At 31.1% G+C, this 21577-nt stretch carries 16 protein-coding genes; 11 read left to right on the top strand and 5 right to left on the bottom strand.

Features of this window, described 5'->3' with window-relative positions:
- Positions 1-3 precede the first annotated feature (3 nt).
- Positions 4-585: a Holliday junction branch migration protein RuvA gene (gene ruvA / locus LPB302_RS07325; protein ID WP_053974175.1), complete on the bottom strand. Its 582-nt coding sequence runs from the start codon at positions 583-585 to the stop codon at positions 4-6.
- A 29-nt stretch (positions 586-614) separates the two neighbouring features.
- Positions 615-2888: an NADP-dependent malic enzyme gene (locus LPB302_RS07320; RefSeq protein WP_053974176.1), complete on the bottom strand. Its 2274-nt coding sequence runs from the start codon at positions 2886-2888 to the stop codon at positions 615-617.
- 301 nt (positions 2889-3189) lie between these two features.
- Here LPB302_RS07320 and LPB302_RS07315 point away from each other — a divergent pair, with 301 nt between their 5' ends.
- A complete protein-coding gene (locus LPB302_RS07315; protein ID WP_053974177.1) occupies positions 3190-5655 on the top strand; it encodes a DUF5686 and carboxypeptidase regulatory-like domain-containing protein in 2466 nt (821 codons plus the stop codon).
- Positions 5656-5667: 12 nt separating this feature from the next.
- Entirely contained in the window at positions 5668-5910 is a 243-nt protein-coding gene (locus LPB302_RS07310) for a MoaD/ThiS family protein (RefSeq protein WP_053974178.1), read from the top strand.
- On the opposite strand, the gene LPB302_RS07305 is transcribed toward LPB302_RS07310, so the two are convergent.
- Entirely contained in the window at positions 5911-6183 is a 273-nt protein-coding gene (locus LPB302_RS07305; RefSeq protein WP_053974179.1) for a DUF3817 domain-containing protein, read from the bottom strand.
- Positions 6184-6244: 61 nt separating this feature from the next.
- Here LPB302_RS07305 and LPB302_RS07300 point away from each other — a divergent pair, with 61 nt between their 5' ends.
- A complete protein-coding gene (locus LPB302_RS07300) occupies positions 6245-6667 on the top strand; it encodes a molybdenum cofactor biosynthesis protein MoaE (RefSeq protein ID WP_053974180.1) in 423 nt (140 codons plus the stop codon).
- Positions 6668-6718: 51 nt separating this feature from the next.
- Here LPB302_RS07300 and LPB302_RS07295 read toward each other — a convergent pair whose 3' ends face one another.
- Positions 6719-7738, bottom strand: coding sequence for a COX15/CtaA family protein (locus LPB302_RS07295; RefSeq protein ID WP_053974181.1), 1020 nt, complete (start codon positions 7736-7738; stop codon positions 6719-6721).
- Positions 7739-7835: 97 nt separating this feature from the next.
- A complete protein-coding gene (locus LPB302_RS07290; protein WP_015481089.1) occupies positions 7836-8027 on the bottom strand; it encodes a cold-shock protein in 192 nt (63 codons plus the stop codon).
- Positions 8028-8424: 397 nt separating this feature from the next.
- Here LPB302_RS07290 and LPB302_RS07285 point away from each other — a divergent pair, with 397 nt between their 5' ends.
- The 8 genes from LPB302_RS07285 (at position 8425) to LPB302_RS07250 (ending at position 21575) form a co-directional block, all read left to right on the top strand.
- Positions 8425-9396: a ribonucleotide-diphosphate reductase subunit beta gene (locus LPB302_RS07285; RefSeq protein ID WP_053974182.1), complete on the top strand. Its 972-nt coding sequence runs from the start codon at positions 8425-8427 to the stop codon at positions 9394-9396.
- 130 nt (positions 9397-9526) lie between these two features.
- Positions 9527-11926, top strand: coding sequence for a ribonucleoside-diphosphate reductase subunit alpha (locus LPB302_RS07280; protein WP_053974183.1), 2400 nt, complete (start codon positions 9527-9529; stop codon positions 11924-11926).
- Between the two features lie 367 nt (positions 11927-12293).
- A complete protein-coding gene (locus LPB302_RS07275) occupies positions 12294-12965 on the top strand; it encodes a hypothetical protein (protein WP_053974184.1) in 672 nt (223 codons plus the stop codon).
- A 77-nt stretch (positions 12966-13042) separates the two neighbouring features.
- Positions 13043-14377, top strand: a complete 1335-nt coding sequence (dgt, locus tag LPB302_RS07270; protein ID WP_053974185.1) for a dGTP triphosphohydrolase — start codon at positions 13043-13045, stop codon at positions 14375-14377.
- A gap of 9 nt (positions 14378-14386) precedes the next feature.
- Positions 14387-17116 (top strand): T9SS type A sorting domain-containing protein, encoded by a 2730-nt coding sequence (locus LPB302_RS07265; protein ID WP_053974186.1) that lies wholly within the window; start codon positions 14387-14389, stop codon positions 17114-17116.
- 4 nt (positions 17117-17120) lie between these two features.
- Positions 17121-17543: a hypothetical protein gene (locus LPB302_RS07260; RefSeq protein ID WP_074613497.1), complete on the top strand. Its 423-nt coding sequence runs from the start codon at positions 17121-17123 to the stop codon at positions 17541-17543.
- 177 nt (positions 17544-17720) lie between these two features.
- Positions 17721-18125, top strand: coding sequence for a hypothetical protein (locus LPB302_RS07255; protein ID WP_053974188.1), 405 nt, complete (start codon positions 17721-17723; stop codon positions 18123-18125).
- Entirely contained in the window at positions 18126-21575 is a 3450-nt protein-coding gene (locus tag LPB302_RS07250; protein ID WP_053974189.1) for a T9SS type A sorting domain-containing protein, read from the top strand.
- The last annotated feature ends 2 nt before the right edge of the window (positions 21576-21577 follow it).

Below are 21577 nucleotides of genomic sequence, written 5' to 3'. Positions count from 1 at the left end.
TGATTATAAATTTTTTAAAGCGAGTTTTATAATGTTTTCTACAGAAGCATCAGGGTTTGCTTTTAGAACTGTATTTACAACTTTGTCAGATTGTTTTCTATTAAAACCTAAAACTTCTAAAGCAGATAACGCTTCATCCTTGTTTGTATTGCTTGCTGAAACAGAAACTTCATCAATATTAAAGGTTTTTAAAATCTTATCTTTTAGATCAACAATTACCCTTTGCGCAGTTTTTGCTCCAATACCTTTTACAGACTGAATAACTGGTACGTTTTCTGATGCAATTGCTTGCTGTATTTCATCTGATGTCATAGAAGAACACATAGTTCTTGCAATACTTGGGCCTACTCCAGAAACAGAAATTAATAACTTAAAAACTTCTCTTTCTGTTTTATTGATAAAACCAAAAAGTGTGTGAGCATCTTCTCTTATTGATAAATGAGTGTATAAAACTACATTTTCATCACTAGGTAAAGCAGAAAAAGTATTTAAAGAAATGTGCAATAAATAGCCAACACCATTGCAATCTACAACAACCTCTGTTGGACTTTTTTCAACTAATCTCCCTCTAACTTGTGTAATCATGGCTAATTCTTGGCTCTAATGTACTGTTTTTATTTTTTCTCTCTTTGCTGAGCATCAACACAAGCTAATGCAGCCATGTTAACCATTTCATCTACGCTTGCACCTAATTGTACAATATGTACTGCTTTACTTAGACCTAAAATTACAGGTCCAATAGATTCTGCACCTTGCATTTCTTTTAATAACTTATACGTAATGTTTGCTGATTCTAAATTTGGAAAAATAAGTACGTTTACTTTTTTACCATTCAGTTTAGAAAAAGGAAATTCTTTGGCTAGCATTTCTGGGTTTAAAGCAAAATCTGCCTGAATTTCGCCATCAACTACAGCATTTGGAAAATTACGATGTATATACGAAACAGCTTCTCTAATTTTTTGTGAAGATTCATTTTTAGTTGAACCAAAGTTTGAAAATGATAACATTGCAACATTTGGTTTCATACCAAACATTTTAACTAAATTAGAAGTCATTTGTGAAATCTTAACTAAATCCTTAGCAGTAGGATTTAAGTTAATGGTAGTATCTGCCAAAAACATTGGGCCTTGTTTGGTAAGCATTAAATTACAGGCTGCAACTTTTGAGATACCATTGTCTTTTTGAATAGATTCTAATATTGGTCTAATCACTGTTGGGTAAGGCCTAGAGTAACCTGTAATTAAAGCATCTGCTTCACCAACATTAACCATCATTGCAGCAAAATAATTACGCTCGCGCATTAATTTTTTAGCCTCTGTTAATGTTCTTCCTTTACGTTGTCTAGACTCCCAATAAGCAACTCCAAAACGATCTCTTCTTTCACTTTCTTCGTCTGTTTTTGGGTCAAAAATTGGTACATCTGCTGTAAAACCAATTTCTTCTTTCAGTTCTAGTATTACCTCTTTTCTACCCAATAAAATAGGTAGTCCTAATTTTTCTTCTTGTATTCTTTGTGCAGCTTTTAATACATCTAAATGATCTGCCTCTGCAAACACAATACGTTTTTTATTTCTTTTTGCTCTGTTGTGAATTTGTCTAATCTCCTTACTTCCAGATCCAGAACGTTCCATTAATTCTTCTCTATATGCATCCCAATCAGAAATTGGTTCTAAAGCTACTCCAGAATCCATGGCAGCTTTGGCAATTGCTGGTGGAATTTCATAAATTAATCTTGGATCGAAAGGTTTTGGTATTATATATTCTTTTCCGAAATTTAAGCTTACTTCATCGTAAACAATATTTACTTGTTCTGGTACAGATTTTTTAGCTAAATCAGCTAATGCATGTACAGCAGCCAATTTCATTTCCTCATTTATTTTAGTAGCTCTTACATCTAAAGCACCTCTAAAAATAAAAGGGAAACCAAGTACATTGTTTACTTGGTTAGGATGATCTGATCTTCCAGTAGCCATAATAATATCATCTCTTGTGGCTATTGCTAAATCATATTCTATTTCTGGAACAGGGTTTGCCATTGCAAATACTATTGGGTTTTTACCCATAGATAATAGCATTTCTGGAGAAACAATATTACCTGTAGAAAGCCCAATAAATACATCAGCATTTTGCATGGCTTCTTCTAAAGTGTTTACATCTTGATGTGTAGCAAATTCTGCTTTTTGTGAGGTTAAGTTATCTCTATCTTTTCTAATAACTCCTTTACTGTCACACATGATGATGTTTTCTCTAACAGCACCTAATTCTAAATACAAACGTGTACAAGAAATGGCTGCAGCTCCTGCACCATTTACAATAATCTTAAGTTTTGTAATGTCTTTGCCTGTAATTTCGATGGCATTTTTTAGAGCAGCTGCAGAAATAATAGCAGTTCCATGCTGATCATCATGCATTACAGGTATATCTAATTCTTCTTTTAAACGAGTTTCTATCTCAAAAGCTTCTGGAGCTTTAATATCCTCAAGATTTATACCTCCAAAAGTTGGTGCAATTGCTTTTACAGTTTCAATAAATTTATCCACATCTGTAGCATCAACTTCAATATCAAAAACATCAATATCTGCAAATATTTTGAAAAGTAAACCTTTACCTTCCATTACAGGTTTAGAGGCTTCAGGTCCAATATCACCCAAGCCTAAAACAGCAGTTCCATTAGAAATTACTGCTACTAAATTACCTTTAGAAGTGTATTTGTAAATGTTGTTTTTATCTTTTGCAATTTCTAAACAAGGCTCTGCAACTCCTGGAGAGTAGGCAAGTGCTAAATCATGTTGGGTTGCGTATTTCTTTGTGGGTACAACTGCAATTTTACCAGGCTTTGGTTTTGCGTGATAAAGTAGTGCTTCGTGTCTTTTTCTTGAATTACTCATAAATACTTGTTTCCTTTATTTAGACCTACAAATATATACTTTTCAGTGTAAGAGTTGTAATATGTTTTCTATTCTTTTTAGTTATCTAAACTCTTTCTAAATGATGCTCTTGTAATCAAGTTAAAAAAGTATTTTTAAGTGATAATTAGGCTGTTTTTGGAAATTGAATTCATATAGGTTACTAATAGAAATTCTTGATTTTCTTCATATTTAATCTTATTTAACACTAGATGTTTAACAATTTTTAAAGAATTTCTTGTAACAGAAAGTATATGTTTGCGTCTATACAACAAAACCAACCATGAAGAAATTTACTTTTTTACTTTTTTTGTGTATCACATCAATACAATTTGCACAAGTAAAAGGTGTTGTTACAGACACTAAAGGAGAGCCACTTTCTTTTGTAAGTATTTATTTGGACAAAACTGTAAATGGAACTACTTCTAATGATAATGGAGCCTACGTTTTAGATATAGCATCAAAGGGAAAATACACGATTGTTTTTCAGTTCTTAGGGTACAAAACATTAAAAAAGAAAGTTGCAATAACACAATTGCCATTTACGTTAGATGCTGTTTTAGAAGAAGAAAGCGTGCAATTAAGTGAGATTTCTATCTCTACAGATGAAAACCCTGCTAACGTAATTATAAGAAATACAATTGCTGCTAAAAGTAAAAATACAGACAAATATGCCAATTATACAGCCAAATTTTATTCTAGAGGTTTAACCAGAATTAAAGACGCTCCAGAAAAGTTTTTCGGACAAAGCACAGGTGATTTTGGAGGTGGTTTAGACTCAACCAGAAGTGGAATTATTTATTTATCTGAAACTTTTTCTAACATATCGTTTCAGAAAAAGCCTAAAAAGTTTAAAGAAAAGATTGTAGCTAGTAAGGTTTCTGGAGAAGATAATGGAGTAAGTTTTAATAGGGCAGAAGATTCAAACATCAATTTATATGAAAACAGCATAGAGGTTTTTAACGATTTAGTTTCGCCTATTTCTAACAATGCATTTAGTTATTACAAGTATAAATTAGAAGGTACCTTTTATGATTCTAATGGAAGACTCATCAACAAAATTAAATTGATACCAAGAAGAAATAATGATCGAGTTTTTGAAGGTTCTATTTATATTGTAGAGAATGATTGGGCAATTTATGGGTGTGATTTAGTAACTTCTGGAGTGCAAGTAAATTTACCTTTTGTAAATTCATTAGGTTTAAAACAAGGGTATGCTTATTCAGAAAATATTGATGCTTGGGTTTTAATTAGTCAATCTATAGATTTTGATATATCAATTTTTGGTTTTAAACCCAAAGGAAAATTCTCTTATGTTTATTCAGATTATGATTTCAATCCTAATTTTACAGAGGATACATTCACAAATGAGGTACTTTCTTTCGAAGAAAATGCAACTAAAAAAGACAGTGTTTTTTGGAATGAATTAAGGCCAGTTTCTTTAACTCAAGAAGAGGTAAGAGACTATAAAATAAAAGATAGTATTAAGGTAATTCGAAAATCTAAAAAGTATTTAGATTCTATAGATGCTAAAGGAAATAAATTCAATTGGTCAGATCCTTTATTGGGTTACTCTTACAGAAACTCTTATAAAAACAGAACGTTTTCTTTTAATGGGCCTTTGTTAAGAACAGGTTTTAACACTGTGCAAGGTATGTATACTTCTGCAGGTGTAAGTTATTTTGAGCAAATTAATGAACAGGGTAAATGGTGGAATGCTTCAGCCAATTTAAATTATGGTTTTTCTGATAAAAAATTAAGACCAACTTTTTCATTCACTAAAAAATGGAATAATTTGTCTAGACCAAGAATGACAATTTCTGGAGGAATTGTAACTCCGCAATTTAATGGTAGAAATCCAATTTTTAGATTAAACAATACCATAGCATCTTTGTTTTATAGACAGAATTACATGAAAATTTACGAGAAAACGTTTGCTAGAATCTCGTATTCTGAAGAGGTGAAAAACGGGTTATATTTTTCAGGATCTTTAGAGTATGCAAAACGAACACCTTTATTTAATACAACAGATTATTCTTTTGCCAAATCAGAAACCAATGGTTATACTTCTAACAATCCTTTAGATCCAACTGATTTTGTAAATGCTGCTTTTACAGAGCATAAAATAGCTACTTTAAATCTAGGAACAACCATTGTATTTGGACAAAAATACTTGAGTTATCCAGACCGTAAAGTAAATCAGGGTAATAATAAATACCCAACAATTTCTGTGAATTATATTAAAAGATTTGGAGCAGAAAATAAGGCCTTAAATTCAGATTTATTTATTGCAAGTGTTAGGCAAAATATTAACGCTGGTAACTTTGGTAAGTTTGCATATAACTTAAGAGCAGCATCATTTGTAAAGCAAAAAGATATTGCTTTTATGGATAATTTACAGGCTAATGGAAATCAGCTTTTGTTTCCTATAGACAGAGAATTAAATAGTTTTAATTTACTAGATTATTATCAATATTATACCAATGATAAATATGCAGAAATGCATGTAGAACATAATTTTAAAGGTTCTGTTTTGGGTAAAATACCATTATTAAACAAACTTAATTTTCATTTAGTTGCTGGAGGTAAAGCTTTATTTATGGCAGATAAAAAACCATATACAGAATATTCTGTAGGTTTAGATAATTTAGGTTTTGGTAAATACCGATTTTTAAGAGTAGCATACGTAAATGCGCAATATGGAGATGTAAAAGAAAGTGGTTTGGTCTTTAGAATTAGTTTGTTTTAATACCTTTACAGAATGAAAATAACAGTTTTGTTTTTCGGGATTTCTTCAGATTTGGTAGGAGAAAATCAACTGGAAGTAACTTTAGAAAAAGCGATATCAGTTGCAGATTTTAAAGATTATTTACAAGAAAAATACTCTTCTCTAGATAAGATTAAAACGTACGCAATTGCTCTAAATGAAAGCTATGCAACTAATGATCTTGTAATAAAGGATAATGATGTTGTAGCAGTAATTCCACCTGTAAGTGGAGGTTAATTATCGTAAATATTTCTTATCAACATAAAAAGTACCAAAAGGTATTATAGAACATACTAAAACAATGCCTAAGGTTTTGTTGTTCCATGTCATTTCTTTCTGAATAACAATTGCAAGAACCACATAAAGCATAAATAATATTCCATGAGGCATGCCTAGTAGTTTCACATAAGAAGCATCACCTTGTAAATACTTTATAGGTGTTGCAATAAAAAGTAATAGTAAATAAGAAACTCCTTCTAAAAAGCTAATAATTCTAAATGCTGTTTTCATTTTCTAACTAATTCTCATTTACTTGCAAAGATACATTGCGAATTATTATTTTTGTTGATGTATGCAAAGAACTTCAATAAAAATAACCTCGAGTAAATTAAACCTGCAAGAATGTTATGCATTTGTAGAAGATGATGTTTGTGGAGGAATTACCACATTTGTTGGTACTGTGAGAAATGATACTGAAGGTAAAGAGGTGTTGCAACTAGATTTCTCTACTTATAAACCTATGGCTCTTAAAGAGATGCAAAAAATTGCAGATAAAGCTTTACAAGATTTTGAAATTCATAAAATAGCCATACATCATGCAGAAGGTATGTTACAAATTGGTGAAATCCCTGTTATTATTACAGCATCAGCTAAGCACAGAAAAGCTGCTTTTTTGGCTTGTGAATTTGCAATTGATACCCTTAAAGAAACAGTACCAATTTGGAAAAAAGAATATTTTTCTGATGGTGAGGTTTGGGTAAATGCACATCCTTAGAATTCAATATTCCTAGTGGTTTGTAAATAAATAAAACGTTTTTAATTTTTGTTAATTGCTAACTGTTTTTCTACTTTGAAGCCATAGATAGAACTGCATTCCAAATAACAGTGCACCAGCCATTAAATGTATAGCTTGTGTTCCTATAGGAATTTCTGCATAGTACATTAATATTCCTGTAATTGCTTCTAAGAAAATTAAGAAAACAATCCAATTAATTAGCTTGTAACCTAATTTTTTTACTTGATTAATATAGAACAAGCCAAAGTTTACCAAAACAATTGCAATAGTAAAAGATCTGTGAAAATAGAATTTAAAGCTAGGATTCATTAAGCTATGATTCTTATTTTCAAATCCAAATAGTTTTACTTGTTCGTCTATAAATTGTCTTACTTGAGTACCCATTGCAATTTGAACCAAAGAAAAAATTACAGAAATAATAAGTAATTTATTAAACAAGGCATTGTAAGGGTAGGTTTTCTGATCAGAAATTATGTACTTTAAATTAAGTAAAAGTGCAATAATAATTAAACCAACAACCATATGAATAGTTATAATAGTTGGTGTTAAATTACTTTCAATTACGGTTTTTCCTAACCAAGCCTCAAACAGCATTAAAAAGAAAGCTCCAAAAGACAGAAGTGTAATGGTTTTATTTTCTTTCCAAAATTTAGTTGAACCATAAATAAGAAACAGAAATACAAAGCCTGCTAAAACAGACACTAATCTGTTGATGTACTCTGTCCAAGTATGGAAAACATTAAAAATATTATAATCGTGTTTAGTGTATTCAGACCAATTATTAGCGTCAAATTCACTAGAAGTAGTTAAATCTTTTTCAGCTACAAATAACACTTCATCTTTAATAATAATAAATCCTTCTTTAAATTCAGTGTTTGGTTTCCAGATAATTTGTTCTTCAGAAGTTGGTGGTATGTAATAACCAAAACATTTTGGCCAATCAGGACAACCCATTCCAGAACCTGTCATCCTAACAATAGAACCTGCTAGAAAAATAAGGTAAAGAGAAATAATAGCAATTTGTACAATTTGTGGAAACCTTTTTTTCATCCGAAGTAAAATATTTATGCAAAAATAAGGCAAAAAAAAGTCGCTTAAAAAAAATTAAGCGACTTGTTCTTATGTAAAAAAATTCTAAATAATATAATTAGATAACTCTAACGTCTACTGCGTTTAAACCTTTTCTACCTTCTTTCAGGTCAAATTCTACTGCATCACCTTCTCTAATCTCGTCAATTAATCCTGATACGTGTACAAAATACTCTGTTTTTGAACCGTCTTCAATTACAAATCCAAATCCTTTAGATTCGTTGAAGAATTTTACTGTTCCGTTTTTCACTTTGTTATATAATAAATGTTAATAATAGAACAAAGATACTATATAATGTATTACGTTTTGCATTTTATAAAAATTATTGATTTTGTTTAACGTTAAAATTATTTTGATTGGATTTCTACTCTTTCAAAATGCTCAAAACAAAATTTTCAAAATGCGTTTTTAAGAATGTCAATAGAATTAGGCTTTAAGGAATTTTTAACATTTTAAAACCCTGATAATATGATACTTAGGTAATTTGTGGAAATGGCGTTTTTTTATGATTATTTTCATTTTGTTAAAAACTTCAAGGGATTTGTGAATAAGTAAGACTTTCTTTTTGGAACAAAATTTTCAATATTTGTAGAGGTCGTTCTTAACGATTAAATAACATTCAATAACGCTCAAATTACACAATACAATGTCTAAACAAGAACCAATTTTACAACCAAATGATAATCGCTTTGTAATTTTCCCAATTCAACATAATGATTTATGGGAATGGTATAAAAAACAACAAGCTTGCTTTTGGACTGCTGAAGAAATTGATTTACATTCAGATTTAGTAGACTGGACAACAAAGTTAACAGATGATGAGCGTTATTTCATTAAACATATATTAGCTTTTTTTGCAGCGTCAGATGGTATTGTAAATGAAAACTTAGCAGAGAACTTTGTAAATGAAGTGCAATATTCAGAGGCTAAATTTTTCTATGGTTTTCAAATAATGATGGAAAACATTCATTCAGAAACATATTCATTATTAATTGATACTTACGTTAAAGATGAAGTAGAAAAAGATAGATTGTTTAGAGCGATTGAGGTTTTTCCTGCTATTAAGAAAAAAGCAGACTGGGCATTAAAATGGATTGAATCTGATTCTTTTGCAGAGCGTTTAATTGCGTTTGCTGCAGTAGAAGGTATTTTCTTTTCAGGAGCTTTCTGTTCTATTTTCTGGTTAAAGAAAAGAGGTTTATTACCTGGATTAACATTCTCTAACGAATTAATTTCTAGAGATGAAGGTATGCATTGTGATTTTGCTGTACACTTACACAACAATCATATTGTAAACAGAGTACCTAAAGAAAGAATTAAAGAAATTATTGTTGATGCTTTAGAAATAGAAAGAGAGTTTGTAACAGAGTCATTACCAGTGAGTTTAATTGGTATGAATGCAAAATTAATGACACAATACTTAGAGTTTGTAACAGATAGATTGTTACTAGAGTTTGGTTGTGATAAAGTATATGATGTTACAAATCCATTCGATTTTATGGAAATGATTTCTTTAGAGGGAAAAACAAACTTCTTCGAAAAAAGAGTTTCAGAATACCAAAAAGCAGGAGTAAAATCTGGAGGAACAGGTAGTATTAGTTTCGATTCAGATTTCTAGTTTAAAAAACTAAATCTTCATAAAATAAATTCATTCTGATGAATTCTCATCAGATCAAAAATAAAAAGCCGCCAAATGTGGATGTTTTGTCGGCTAAATAAATAAGTAATTAAATAAAACAAACAAACCTATGTACGTAGTTAAAAGAGATGGCAAAAAAGAGCCAGTGATGTTCGATAAGATCACTGCCAGAGTTAAAAAAATGTGTTATGGATTAAACAAAATTGTTGATCCAGTAAAAGTAGCCATGCGTGTTATAGAAGGTTTGTATGATGGTGTAACTACATCAGAGTTAGATAATTTAGCTGCAGAAACTGCGGCAACTATGACTACTGCTCATCCAGATTACGCAAAATTAGCTGCAAGAATTGCTGTGTCTAACCTACATAAAAACACTAAGAAATCATTCTCAGAAACAATGGATGATTTATACTATTATGTAAACCCACGTACAGAAAAAAAGGCACCATTATTAGCAGATGATGTGTATGAAATCATTAAAGCAAATGCAGAAAAGCTAGATTCTACCATTATTTATAACAGAGATTTTAACTACGATTACTTTGGTTTTAAAACTTTAGAGCGTTCATACTTATTAAAATTGAATGGTCAGATTGCAGAACGTCCACAACACATGTTAATGCGTGTTTCTATTGGTATTCATAAAAATGATATTGATGAGGCTATTGCAACTTATGAGTTAATGAGTAAAAAATACTTTACGCATGCAACTCCAACTCTTTTTAACTCAGGTACACCAAAACCACAAATGTCTTCTTGTTTCTTATTACAAATGCAAGATGATAGTATTGAAGGTATCTATGACACACTAAAGCAAACTGCAAAGATTTCTCAATCTGCAGGAGGTATTGGTTTGTCTTTACACAATATTAGAGCTACAGGTTCTTACATTGCAGGTACAAATGGTACCTCTAATGGTATTGTGCCAATGTTACGTGTTTTTAACGATACAGCACGTTATGTAGATCAAGGTGGAGGTAAACGTAAAGGTTCTTTTGCAATGTATTTAGAGCCTTGGCATGCAGATATTTTCGACTTTTTAGATTTAAAGAAAAATCATGGTAAAGAAGAAATGCGTGCAAGAGATTTATTCTATGCAATGTGGATTTCAGATTTATTCATGAAACGTGTACAAGAAGATGGTGAGTGGACATTAATGTGTCCTCATGAATGTCCTCATTTATATGATACTTATGGAGAAGAGTTTGAACGATTATATACAAGTTACGAAGCTGCAGGTAAAGGAAGAAAAACCATTAAAGCTCGTGAATTATGGGAGAAGATTTTAGAATCTCAAATTGAGACAGGAACTCCTTACATGTTGTATAAAGATGCAGTAAACAGAAAAACAAACCAGAAAAATTTAGGTACAATTCGTTCATCAAACTTATGTACAGAAATTATGGAATATACTGCAAAAGATGAGGTTGCTGTATGTAACTTGGCTTCTATTGCATTGCCAATGTTTGTTTCTGAAAGAGAAAATGGAGAGAAGTACTTTAACCACAAAAAATTATTTGATGTTACTAAAAAAGTAACACGTAATTTAGATACAGTAATTGATGCTAATTTTTATCCTGTAAAAGAAGCAGAAAACTCAAATTTTAGACACAGACCAGTAGGTTTAGGTATTCAAGGATTAGCAGATACTTTCATCAACTTACGTTTACCTTTTACAAGCGATGAAGCAAAAAAACTAAATCAAGATATTTTTGAAACCATGTATTTTGCAGCTGTAACTTCATCTATGGAAATTGCAAAAGCAAAAGAACCATATTCTACATTTAAAGGATCTCCAATGTCTGAGGGAGAATTCCAATTTAACATGTGGGGTGTAAATGATGATGAATTAAGTGGTAATTGGGATTGGGAAAAACTACGTAAAAATGTAATGAAGCATGGTGTAAGAAACTCTTTATTAGTTGCTCCAATGCCAACAGCTTCTACTTCTCAAATTTTAGGTAACAATGAAGCTTTTGAACCATATACTTCTAATATTTATACAAGAAGAGTTTTATCTGGTGAGTTTATTGTAGTAAACAAACACTTATTAGAAGACTTAGTAGAATTAGGTTTGTGGGATAATGATATGAAAGAAAGCATTATGCGTGCAAATGGTTCTATACAACACATAGAAGAAATTCCTGCTGATTTAAGAGAATTATATAAAACAGTTTGGGAAATGAGTATGAAAGATATTATTGATATGGCACGTCATAGAGGATACTTTATCGATCAATCTCAATCATTAAACTTATTCTTAAAAGACCCAGATTATGGAAAATTAACGTCTATGCATTTCTATGCTTGGAAGTCTGGTTTAAAAACTGGTATGTATTATTTAAGAACTAAATCTGCAGTAAATGCAATTCAGTTTACAGTTTCTAAAGAGAAGAAAGCAGAAGTTATTGAAGAAGAAAAGCCAATGACACCAGCAGAATTTAAAGCAATGGTAGATGCTTCTAAAGGAGCAGGACCAGATGATGATTGTTTAATGTGTGGTTCTTAAACCAAATAAATTAAAAGTTGAAAAGAGAAGTCGAAAGGCTTCTCTTTATTATAAATAGTTAAAAATAATAAATAAAGAGAAAAAATTACAAGCAATAAAAAAGCGATACTGGACATATCGCTTCTTGGTAAAAATCTAAATTTTTTGCTTTCGAGGGCTTAAATTTATTTCAAAAAAAGAATCTTGAGGATACTCAACCTCCCTTTTGTTTTTCAAAACTACAAATTAGGATTCTTTTTGCCAAGTTTATGTGTCTAAATTTTCAGTCAGATTATCAAAGCCTTATGACCTTTGTTAATGGCTATTTAATCGAATTTTATTAACAAAAAAAGAAAATAGTTAATAAATAACATAAATTAAAAAAGTAATGAAGTATAAAATATCAATAAATCCTTTAGTAGATTTCTCTAAAGGTACAGATGCTAGGAAAAAAAGAATTATTAGAGATTCAAAAAAACCTCCAATTTTAAAAGTTGGATGGTATCAAACACCTAGGGCTTGCATTAAAAAATCTTTATCTGAAAATGGAAACGAAGAGCCAATTATTAAAGGTTTAGAAAAACTTAAAAATAAAATAGTTAGTAAGCCCCAGCAAATTAATAACAGAGCTTCATCATTGTTGGCTATGAGAAAGTTTTTAGATATTGACATTCCTGAGATTTTTAAAAATCATGATTTGACAATCATTAAAAGAAGAGTAAATAAGTCAACTTATATTGAAGGTGTAGAAATATTAGTTTCTCCTGACATAGTATTTACTTTTGATTATGAAGGGAAAAAGTATATTGGAGGAGTAAAAATTCATTTATCTAAAGGAAATGTTTTTGAACTTCAGGATTCAAAAATGGTAGCCACTATCTTACATAAGCATATTACTGAAATTTCAGAAAGTTATAAGGCAATTCCTTTAACTGATATTTGTTTTTCATTAGATGTATTTGATGGCAGATTAGTTTCAGCACCAAAGAATCCAGAAAAGTTAATGTCTAAAGTGAAAAACGTATGTTCGGAAATTAAAAATTTTTGGATGGTAGCTTAATTTGAATTTAAAAGTTATTAAAAAGAGAGGTAGAAATGCCTCTCTTTTTGTATTTTCGATAATCTTAAATTTTAAAAATGAACTGGGAACAATTACTCTCTCTAAAACGTTTTGGTGATACTCAAAAAAGACCAAGAATAGCACAAGATGAAACACGTTTAGGCTTTGAGGTAGATTTTGATAGAATCATATTTTCATCAGCTTTTAGAAGCTTACAAGACAAAACACAGGTAATTCCATTATCAGAAACCGATTTTGTACATACAAGATTAACACACAGTTTAGAAGTATCTGTAGTTGGTAGAACTTTAGGTAGAAGAGTAGGTAAGGTGTTGTTAGAACGTCATCCAAACTTAGTAGAATTAGGTTATACTTTTAATGATTTTGGAGCAATTGTAGCAGCAGCTTCAGTTACACACGATATTGGAAATCCTCCTTTTGGGCATTCAGGTGAAAAAGCCATTGGAGAATATTTTAAAACTGGTAAAGGATTAACCTATAAAACAAAACTTTCAGATAAAGAATATCAAGATTTAGTAGATTTTGAAGGCAATGCAAACGGATTTAAAATTCTAACAGAATCTAGAGAAGGTATTTCTGGAGGTTTACGCTTGTGTTATGCAACTTTAGGAGCATTCTTAAAATATCCAAAAGAGAGCTTACCTAAAAAACCAACAAATCATATTGTAGATAAAAAATACGGATTCTTTCAATCTGATAAAGAAGCCTTTTTAGATGTTGTTTCAGAATTAGGTATGAAACCTAAAAATACAGAGGCCAATTCTTTTTACAGGCATCCATTAGCTTATTTGGTAGAAGCTGCAGATGATATTTGCTATACGATTATCGATTTTGAAGATGGTATCAACCTAGGTTTAATTGATGAAGATTATGCTTTAGAATACATGTCTAAATTAATTCATGGCATCAACAGAGATAAATATTATGCCTTGCAACATACCAAAGACAGAACAGCCTATTTAAGAGCAATTGCAATTAATGCCTTAATTGATGAAGCTGTAACTATCTTTTTAAAGAATGAAGAGGCAATTTTAAATGGTGATTTTAAAAATTCTTTATTAGACAAGTGTAAGTATGAGGCTCAAATTAACGACATAATTAAAATAAGTATCGATAAGATCTATAAAAGTAAAGAGGTTTTAGAAAAGGAAGTTGCAGGTTATAGAATTATAGGCGATTTATTAGATGTTTTTATAACTGCCATTAATAATAATTATAATAACAATAATAGTAATTATGATAACTTATTAGTAAATTTAATGCCTCAAGAATACGTTAGTCAATCTGATAGTCAATATGATAGAATAATGGCAGTTTGTACATACGTTTCTAGGATGTCTGATAGTTATGCAATAAGACTTCGAAGAAAAATTTTTGGAAATATATTTTAAAATAAACAAATGAAAAAAATCTACAATTTAATGCTTGTTGTTTTTACAATGAGCTTCGTTTTATCTTGTAACGTTAACAACAATGATGAATCTAAATTACCTAAGAAAAAGAAGAAAACTTTAGCTGAGAAAGCTGAAGATACTGAAGCTAGATGGTTGCATGAGTTTGATATGCAAAAGAATCCGAAAACAGGGTTAATCCCAGAAACAGAGAAGAATAAAGAATTAGAAACAGCTTTTATTGAAAGACAAAAAAATGCTTCAAAAAAATCTGCAGCTTACGATTTTGTAAGTAGAGGTCCTTCTAACTTAGGAGGTAGAACAAGAGCTTTAAAAATTGATATTTCTGATGCTACAGGTAACACAATGTTAGCAGGTGGTGTTAGTAGTGGAGTTTTTAGAACTACAAATGGTGGTAATACTTGGACCAAAGTTTCTGGTTTAAATGATATTCATAATGTTACAGCAATTGCTCAAGATCCAAGAGATGGTTTTCAGAACATTTGGTATTATGGAACAGGAGAATTAAGAGGAAATAGTGCAGGTTTACAAGAAAGCTTTTTAGGTAATGGAATCTGGAAATCTACAGACAGTGGTTTAACTTGGCAACAATTAGCGACAACTGCAAATGGAACTTTTCAAGTATTTGATAACTTTTTCGATTTTGTAATAGACTTAGAAGTTCACCCTACAACAGGTGAATTATTTGTGGGTACTGCAGGTAAAGTTTACAGAATGGCTGAAGCTGGCCCAGTTGTAGAGTTAGAATTAGCTGACGACAATACTGGATGGACAGATGTTGTTATTACAAGCACTGGAAGAGTGTATGCTTCTTTAGATGGAGGAGGTACTTTTAATAGAGGTGTGTATACTTCAGCTACAGGAAATGGAAATTGGCTTCAAATAAATCCTACTTCTGCAGATTTTACACCTTCAAATAGAATTACAATGGCTATAGCCCCATCAAATGAAGATATATTATACATTTTATATAATAATGGAGAACGAAATGTTGAAGGAAACAGAGTAGCTGAAGCAGATTTATGGCAATTTAATTTTGCAACTACTACTTGGACAGATTACAGTAGTAAATTACCAGATGATCCTAGTGGAGATAGCGATGGTAATGACCCATTCTCTATTCAAGGTGCTTATGATTTAGTTATTTCTGTAAAACCAGATGATGAAAACTTTGTAACCATTGGTGGTACAAACGTGTATAAGATTTCAGACATCACTACAGATGCTACTTTTAGAAGAATTGGTGGTTATAGAGGTGCAGGTACTTATGCATTATATAATGAAGGTGGTGTAAATCATCATCCAGATATCCATGCATTAACTTGGAGTATAACAGATAGTAATGTGTTTTTTACAGGGACAGATGGTGGTGTTCATAAAACAAATAACATCAACTCTAATTTTGTGCAATGGGAAAACTTAAATAATAACTATTTAACCTATCAATACTACCATGTAAATATGGTAAATGAAGCAGGAAATGACTTTATTATTGGAGGTGCACAAGATAATGGAACTACAATAGGTGGTTTAGACGCTGGTAACACAGATGCTTCTTCCATGTCAGATTTATTTGGTGGAGATGGAGCAGCAGTTTCAGTAACGCCACAAACAGGTTTATTGGCATCTGGTTATACCACTTACGTAACAACACAAAATGGTTCTATGTACAGAGGAACTCAGACTAATATTACAGCAAACATTACACCAACAACAGGTGGAGAAGCTTATCCAAGTCAGTTTGTTACTTATTTTCATATGGATCCAGACAATCCATCAACAATTTATTACGCAAGTAATGGTAGTGTTATAAGAACAAATGATGCACCTAATGTAACCAGTACAGATTGGACATTAGTGGGAAGTACTCAGTTCTCAGAAAGAATTACCACTTTCGAAACTACTAGAGGTACTTACGATCCTGCAAACAGTTATCTATTTATAGGTGGTAGAGGAGGTAATATCTTTCGTTTACAAGACCCAATTAATGCTACAGATTTAACATCATTGGTAAAAATAACACCAGATGAAGTTGTTATAGATCCAGTTGAAACAAACAATGGTCAATATACATCAGACATTGCTGTACACCCAACAAACCCAGATATTGTAATGGTTACTTATGCAAGTTATGGAGATGATATTAGGAATATATTTGTTACAAACAATGCAACAGCTGCAACACCAACTTGGACCGAGGTTGAACGTAATTTAGAAGCATTTTCTGTAAGGGCAGGAGCCATTGCTTCTGTAAATGGAGTAACTACTTATTTTGTGGGTACAGCAAGAGGTTTATATAGTTCAGACGATCCTACAACTGAAGATTGGGAATTACAAGGAGCAAGTGTTATGGGTATTCCTGTAGTAAGTGGTTTGGTGTATAGACCATCAGATAATATTTTATTAATGGGTACTCATGGAAATGGAATTTATCAAGCAGATTTAAACAGTCCTTTATCTGTTGCTAATAACTCAGTTGATGATATCACTTTAGCAATGTATCCAAATCCAACTCAATTTAAATTGCAATTTGGTTCTAATGATATTCAATTATCTAACGAAACAAAATTTGCTATTTATGATATTAGAGGTAAAGAAGTATTAAAAGGTGCTTTAGATCAAAAATCAATTGATGTGTCTAGCTTGGGTAAAGGTGTATACATTGTAAAGTTAAATCAAGATAATAAGGCTATTTCTAGAAAATTTGTAAAAAACTAAAACTATGAAAATCTTATTTTCTTGCTTTTTGGTTGTTCTTTTGATGGGGTGTAAATCGCAAGATTTTACCTTAGTAAAAGAAAACGAGTTACAATTAAATGAAGGCGTTTTTAAAGAAATTCCACCAGCAATTGCAGATGAGGATACTTATATTCAGGTAAATTTGAATTTTAATGAATTTGATACTACTAAGTATGAGCTATTGGCTATTTATTTTAGAAATCAAATTATACCTTCTGAAGTTAATGAAGATTCATTTAGTATTTCTGGAAGTATCAATAAAGAATTAACTTTAATTGAGAATGTAGAATTTCCATTTGAATTGCAACCAAATGAAGTTGTACTTTCCTACAAAAAGAAGAATAAAATTAAATATGCTAAATATACTATTGATAGAAAAATTTCTATGGATGATATACCTAGATAATACTTAATGTTATAAACAAAAAAAGGAGGCAATTTAGCCTCCTTTTTTTGTTTATAAAAACATCTTATAAAAACGTATTCTTCAGATTCGAAAATCTTAAAAAATTAACAGCTATCTTGATTTAGTTTTAATTATTTAGCTTTATTTTTACTAGAAATATCAAATACGCAACAAAATATGCTAAGAAGAGTAAGTTTACCCCTTAAATTACTACTGTTATTATGTTTTTTAACATCTTGTAAATGCAAGAAATTAACTGCTGATTCAGAGCAAATTATAGAAACTGCTAACGATAACATGATTGTAGAACAGAATTACAATAACAACAAAACCTATCTACTAATTACTAGTTATAAAAACGATTTAACTTCTAGAAAAATTATCGATTATAAGGTGCTCAATGCATCAGATAAAAAGGTAGTAAAGTCTGGTAAATTCGAAGGAACAAAATTGATTTGGCACTCAAATAATCAATTAATAGGATATCTTCATGTTGGTATGATTAAAAAAGACAATGATGATATTTTACTTGATAATAATAAACTTAGTAAAGAGAATAGTATAATAATAGAAATAAAATAAATGAAAAAAGTTAATTACCTTTTACTGGCACTATTAAGTGTGCTATCTGTTTCTTGTAATAGTGAAAAAGAGCAAGAAACTAAAGCTTCAACAGAAATTGAGATTGAAGTTATTAATGAGAAAAAGACGAAGAAAAGTCCAAATACAAGACTTAAAAAAGGTATTGAGTTCATGGCAGATTATCAAAGGGAGATTAGAAAACCTATTGATGCTAAAAAATCTACTTACAAAAATGGTTATTTAATTGAAGAATTTAAAAAAGCTCAAAAACGAAGAATACCTAGCTCTAGTGCAAAAGATATTTCTGCAGTATTTACAGAAAGAGGGCCAGCAAACGTACCTGGTAGAACAAGAGGTATAGCTGTAGATCCTACAGATGAAAATAGATGGTTTTTTGGTACAGTTGGTGGTGGAGTTTGGCTTACAGAAGATGCAGGTACAACTTTTACAAACATTACAGATAGTACTATTCCTAATCTAGCTACATCAACAATAGTAATTAGTCCACAAGATAAAAATACATTATATGTTGGTACAGGAGAACCTTATGGAAACTTAGGTGCTATTGGTGGTTCTGGAGTGTACAAAACAACAGATGGTGGTTCAACTTGGACGAATTTACCAAACACAGCTAATTTTGGTGATGTTGGTAGAATTATCATTAACCCAACAGATAAAGACAATGTTCTAGTAGGTACAACAAGCGGAATTTATAGAACTACAGATGGTGGTTCTAGTTGGTCTCAAACGTATAATTCTTCTGGAACTGTTCAAGATTTAGATTCAGATCCAACAGATTTTAATATTCAATATGGTTCTGTAGGTAATTTCGGAATTGTAAAAAGTATAGATGGTGGTTTAACATGGTCTACATCTTTTGATAGAGCAAATTATAATGGTAACCATTCTCGTTTTGAATTGGCAGTTTCTGCAGCAGATAGCGACTATGTGTATTTAAGTGTATATTCTGGAAGTGGAGGTACTTATACCAATACAGATTTTTATGTGTCTGATGATAAAGGAGCAACATATACTAAATTAACAACCACAAGTCCTAATGCAAATTTAGTTACAGGTCAAGGTTGGTATGATAATATTATTATGGCTCATCCATATGATGTGAATACATTTTATGTAGGTGGTGTTGCTGTATTTAAAGTAACAGTTTCTGGAACAGATTTTTCTTTTCAGTCTATAGCTTCTGGTTATGATAGTTCTCAAATAAATGATGAAGTTCACGTAGATCAACATGGAATGGGTTATATTCTTGGTAGCAATCAAGAATTTAGAATTTTATTGGCCAATGATGGTGGTGTGTATAGTACTGCATATTCAACAAATCCTGGAGCTGTAGATGGTTCTTGGTCTGCAACTGCAGCAGGTAAAAACAGTACACAATTCTATGCAGCTACAAAGCAAAATGGAGAAGATAATTATATTGCAGGAGCCCAAGATAATGGTTCATGGATTTCTTCTGGAGATGACTCAAGCATCACAAAATCATATCAAAAAATATTAGGAGGTGATGGTTTTGAAGCTGTTTGGCATTACAACAAACCAGGCAACTTTATTGTTGCTTCCCAAAACTATGGTAATATTGGTAGATATATAGATTATAGTGGAGCATTAACCAGCTTTGATGATTCAGGAAATGGAAGTTTATCACCATTTTACTCTAAATTATCTAATGTAGATAACAACCCAAATGTAGTGTTTGCAATTTCTACAAATGGAGTTTGGAGATCTACAGATTTTGGTGGTTTATGGAGATTGAGTAGTATTCTTAACAACTTTACACCAAGTGCATCTAGTGCTTTAAACGTAGAAGCATCTACTGCAAACCCTAATATTGTTTGGGCAGGAGCTGCAATGACAGAAAGTGGTTCTTATGTAATGCATGTTTCACAAGATAATGGTCAAACATTTAATGCCACAGGCGTTTATGATAATCCAAATGGAGATCAAAATTTATTCATTACAGGTATTGCACCTTCTTATATAGAGGCAAACAGAGCTTATGTATCTTTTGCATCTCAAGGTGCTGCTAAAATTTTAAAAACAGATGATTTAGGTCAGAGTTGGACAGATATTTCTGGTTACGCAAGCAGAGAACAAAGAGGTTTTCCAGATGTAGCTGTGCATTGTGTTTTAGAAATGCCTTTTGATGAAAATGTAATTTGGGCAGGTACAGATATAGGTATTGTAGAAACCTTAGATGGTGGTACAACTTGGAATATGGTTGAAGGTTTTATACCAGTTGCTACTTATGACCTTAGAGTTGTAAATGATCAAGTAGTAATTTCTACTTATGGTAGAGGAGTTTGGTCTGCAACAGTATCAGAACTAGCAGATTATTCATTACCAGCTTATTTAGTAGCTCCAGATGTTGCCTTAAGACAAAAGGGAATTGACAATTCTAGCACAATAGTAGAATATAATGCAACTGTAGAAGATGTAACCAGAGCTAAGTTCTTTGTAGATGATGTAGAAGTAGATCAAGTAATTCAAGATTATACTACAGGCGTAACTTACACTTTCGAAACTGCAGCCTTATCAGAAGGAACTCATAAAATTGGAGTGCAACTTTTTGATGACAATGTTGGTTTAGAAACTGGTATAACAGAAGAATTTGTAAATATTATTGATTTTGATGCTCCAGCTTCAAACGTAAATATTGCACAGTTTCAAGAGGCAGATATCTATACAGATGGTGGTTTTAAGATCGATAATGCTCTGTATTTTACAGATGATGTGTTAAATTCGGCAGAACACCCATATGTAGCAAACAAAACCTACACAACTATTTTAAAGAAGCCATTAATTATTTCTCAAGGTAGTAACACATTAACATATACAGATGTTGCAATTGTAGAACCATACACAGATAATTTAGCAGATTTAACTTCTTTTTACGACTATGTAACTATAGAAGCTTCTACAGATTTACAAAACTGGGTAACTCTAGATAAGTATGATGCAAGAAGATATTCAGATTGGTTAAGCACTTATAATGATACTTTTGCAGTGTATACTGATAACCTATTCAAAACACAAACTATTAATTTAATTGATAAAGGATTGGTTGCTGGGCAAACAGTAGTGTTTAGATTTAGATTAGTAGCTGATGCAGGAGTAAATGCATATGGTTGGGCTATAAAAAATATAAATGCAGCAACAGCTTCTGTGCAAGATGTAATAGATAATAAAGAGTTGTTTGCAGTTTATCCAACAGTTTCAGATGGTAATTTCACCATTTATGCTGGAGATAGTTTTGCAAAAACAGAAGTAAAAATATATGATGTTTCTGGAAGAGAGGCTTACAACTCAACAGTAGATTTTAGTTCTCAGAAAGAAAAACAAATGAGTATTTCTTTAAATGCAGGCATGTATATTTTAAATCTTATTGATGAAAATGGAGTACGAACTTCAAAGAAAATTATCATTCAATAATA

Origin of the sequence: Polaribacter dokdonensis, assembly GCF_024362345.1 — a bacterium.
Lineage (GTDB): Bacteria > Bacteroidota > Bacteroidia > Flavobacteriales > Flavobacteriaceae > Polaribacter > Polaribacter dokdonensis.
This window is presented reverse-complemented; position numbering and strand designations above follow the sequence as displayed.

Coding starts and splice junctions, on each gene's coding strand:
- LPB302_RS07295 (WP_053974181.1), bottom strand. CDS start 7,738: ATGAAAAAAAGGTTTCCACAAATTGTACAAATTGCTATTATTTCTCTT.
- LPB302_RS07265 (WP_053974186.1), top strand. CDS start 14,387: ATGAAAAAAATCTACAATTTAATGCTTGTTGTTTTTACAATGAGCTTC.
- LPB302_RS07255 (WP_053974188.1), top strand. CDS start 17,721: ATGCTAAGAAGAGTAAGTTTACCCCTTAAATTACTACTGTTATTATGT.
- ruvA (WP_053974175.1), bottom strand. CDS start 585: ATGATTACACAAGTTAGAGGGAGATTAGTTGAAAAAAGTCCAACAGAG.
- LPB302_RS07320 (WP_053974176.1), bottom strand. CDS start 2,888: ATGAGTAATTCAAGAAAAAGACACGAAGCACTACTTTATCACGCAAAA.
- LPB302_RS07260 (WP_074613497.1), top strand. CDS start 17,121: ATGAAAATCTTATTTTCTTGCTTTTTGGTTGTTCTTTTGATGGGGTGT.
- LPB302_RS07250 (WP_053974189.1), top strand. CDS start 18,126: ATGAAAAAAGTTAATTACCTTTTACTGGCACTATTAAGTGTGCTATCT.
- LPB302_RS07275 (WP_053974184.1), top strand. CDS start 12,294: ATGAAGTATAAAATATCAATAAATCCTTTAGTAGATTTCTCTAAAGGT.
- dgt (WP_053974185.1), top strand. CDS start 13,043: ATGAACTGGGAACAATTACTCTCTCTAAAACGTTTTGGTGATACTCAA.
- LPB302_RS07315 (WP_053974177.1), top strand. CDS start 3,190: ATGAAGAAATTTACTTTTTTACTTTTTTTGTGTATCACATCAATACAA.
- LPB302_RS07310 (WP_053974178.1), top strand. CDS start 5,668: ATGAAAATAACAGTTTTGTTTTTCGGGATTTCTTCAGATTTGGTAGGA.
- LPB302_RS07305 (WP_053974179.1), bottom strand. CDS start 6,183: ATGAAAACAGCATTTAGAATTATTAGCTTTTTAGAAGGAGTTTCTTAT.
- LPB302_RS07280 (WP_053974183.1), top strand. CDS start 9,527: ATGTACGTAGTTAAAAGAGATGGCAAAAAAGAGCCAGTGATGTTCGAT.
- LPB302_RS07285 (WP_053974182.1), top strand. CDS start 8,425: ATGTCTAAACAAGAACCAATTTTACAACCAAATGATAATCGCTTTGTA.
- LPB302_RS07300 (WP_053974180.1), top strand. CDS start 6,245: ATGCAAAGAACTTCAATAAAAATAACCTCGAGTAAATTAAACCTGCAA.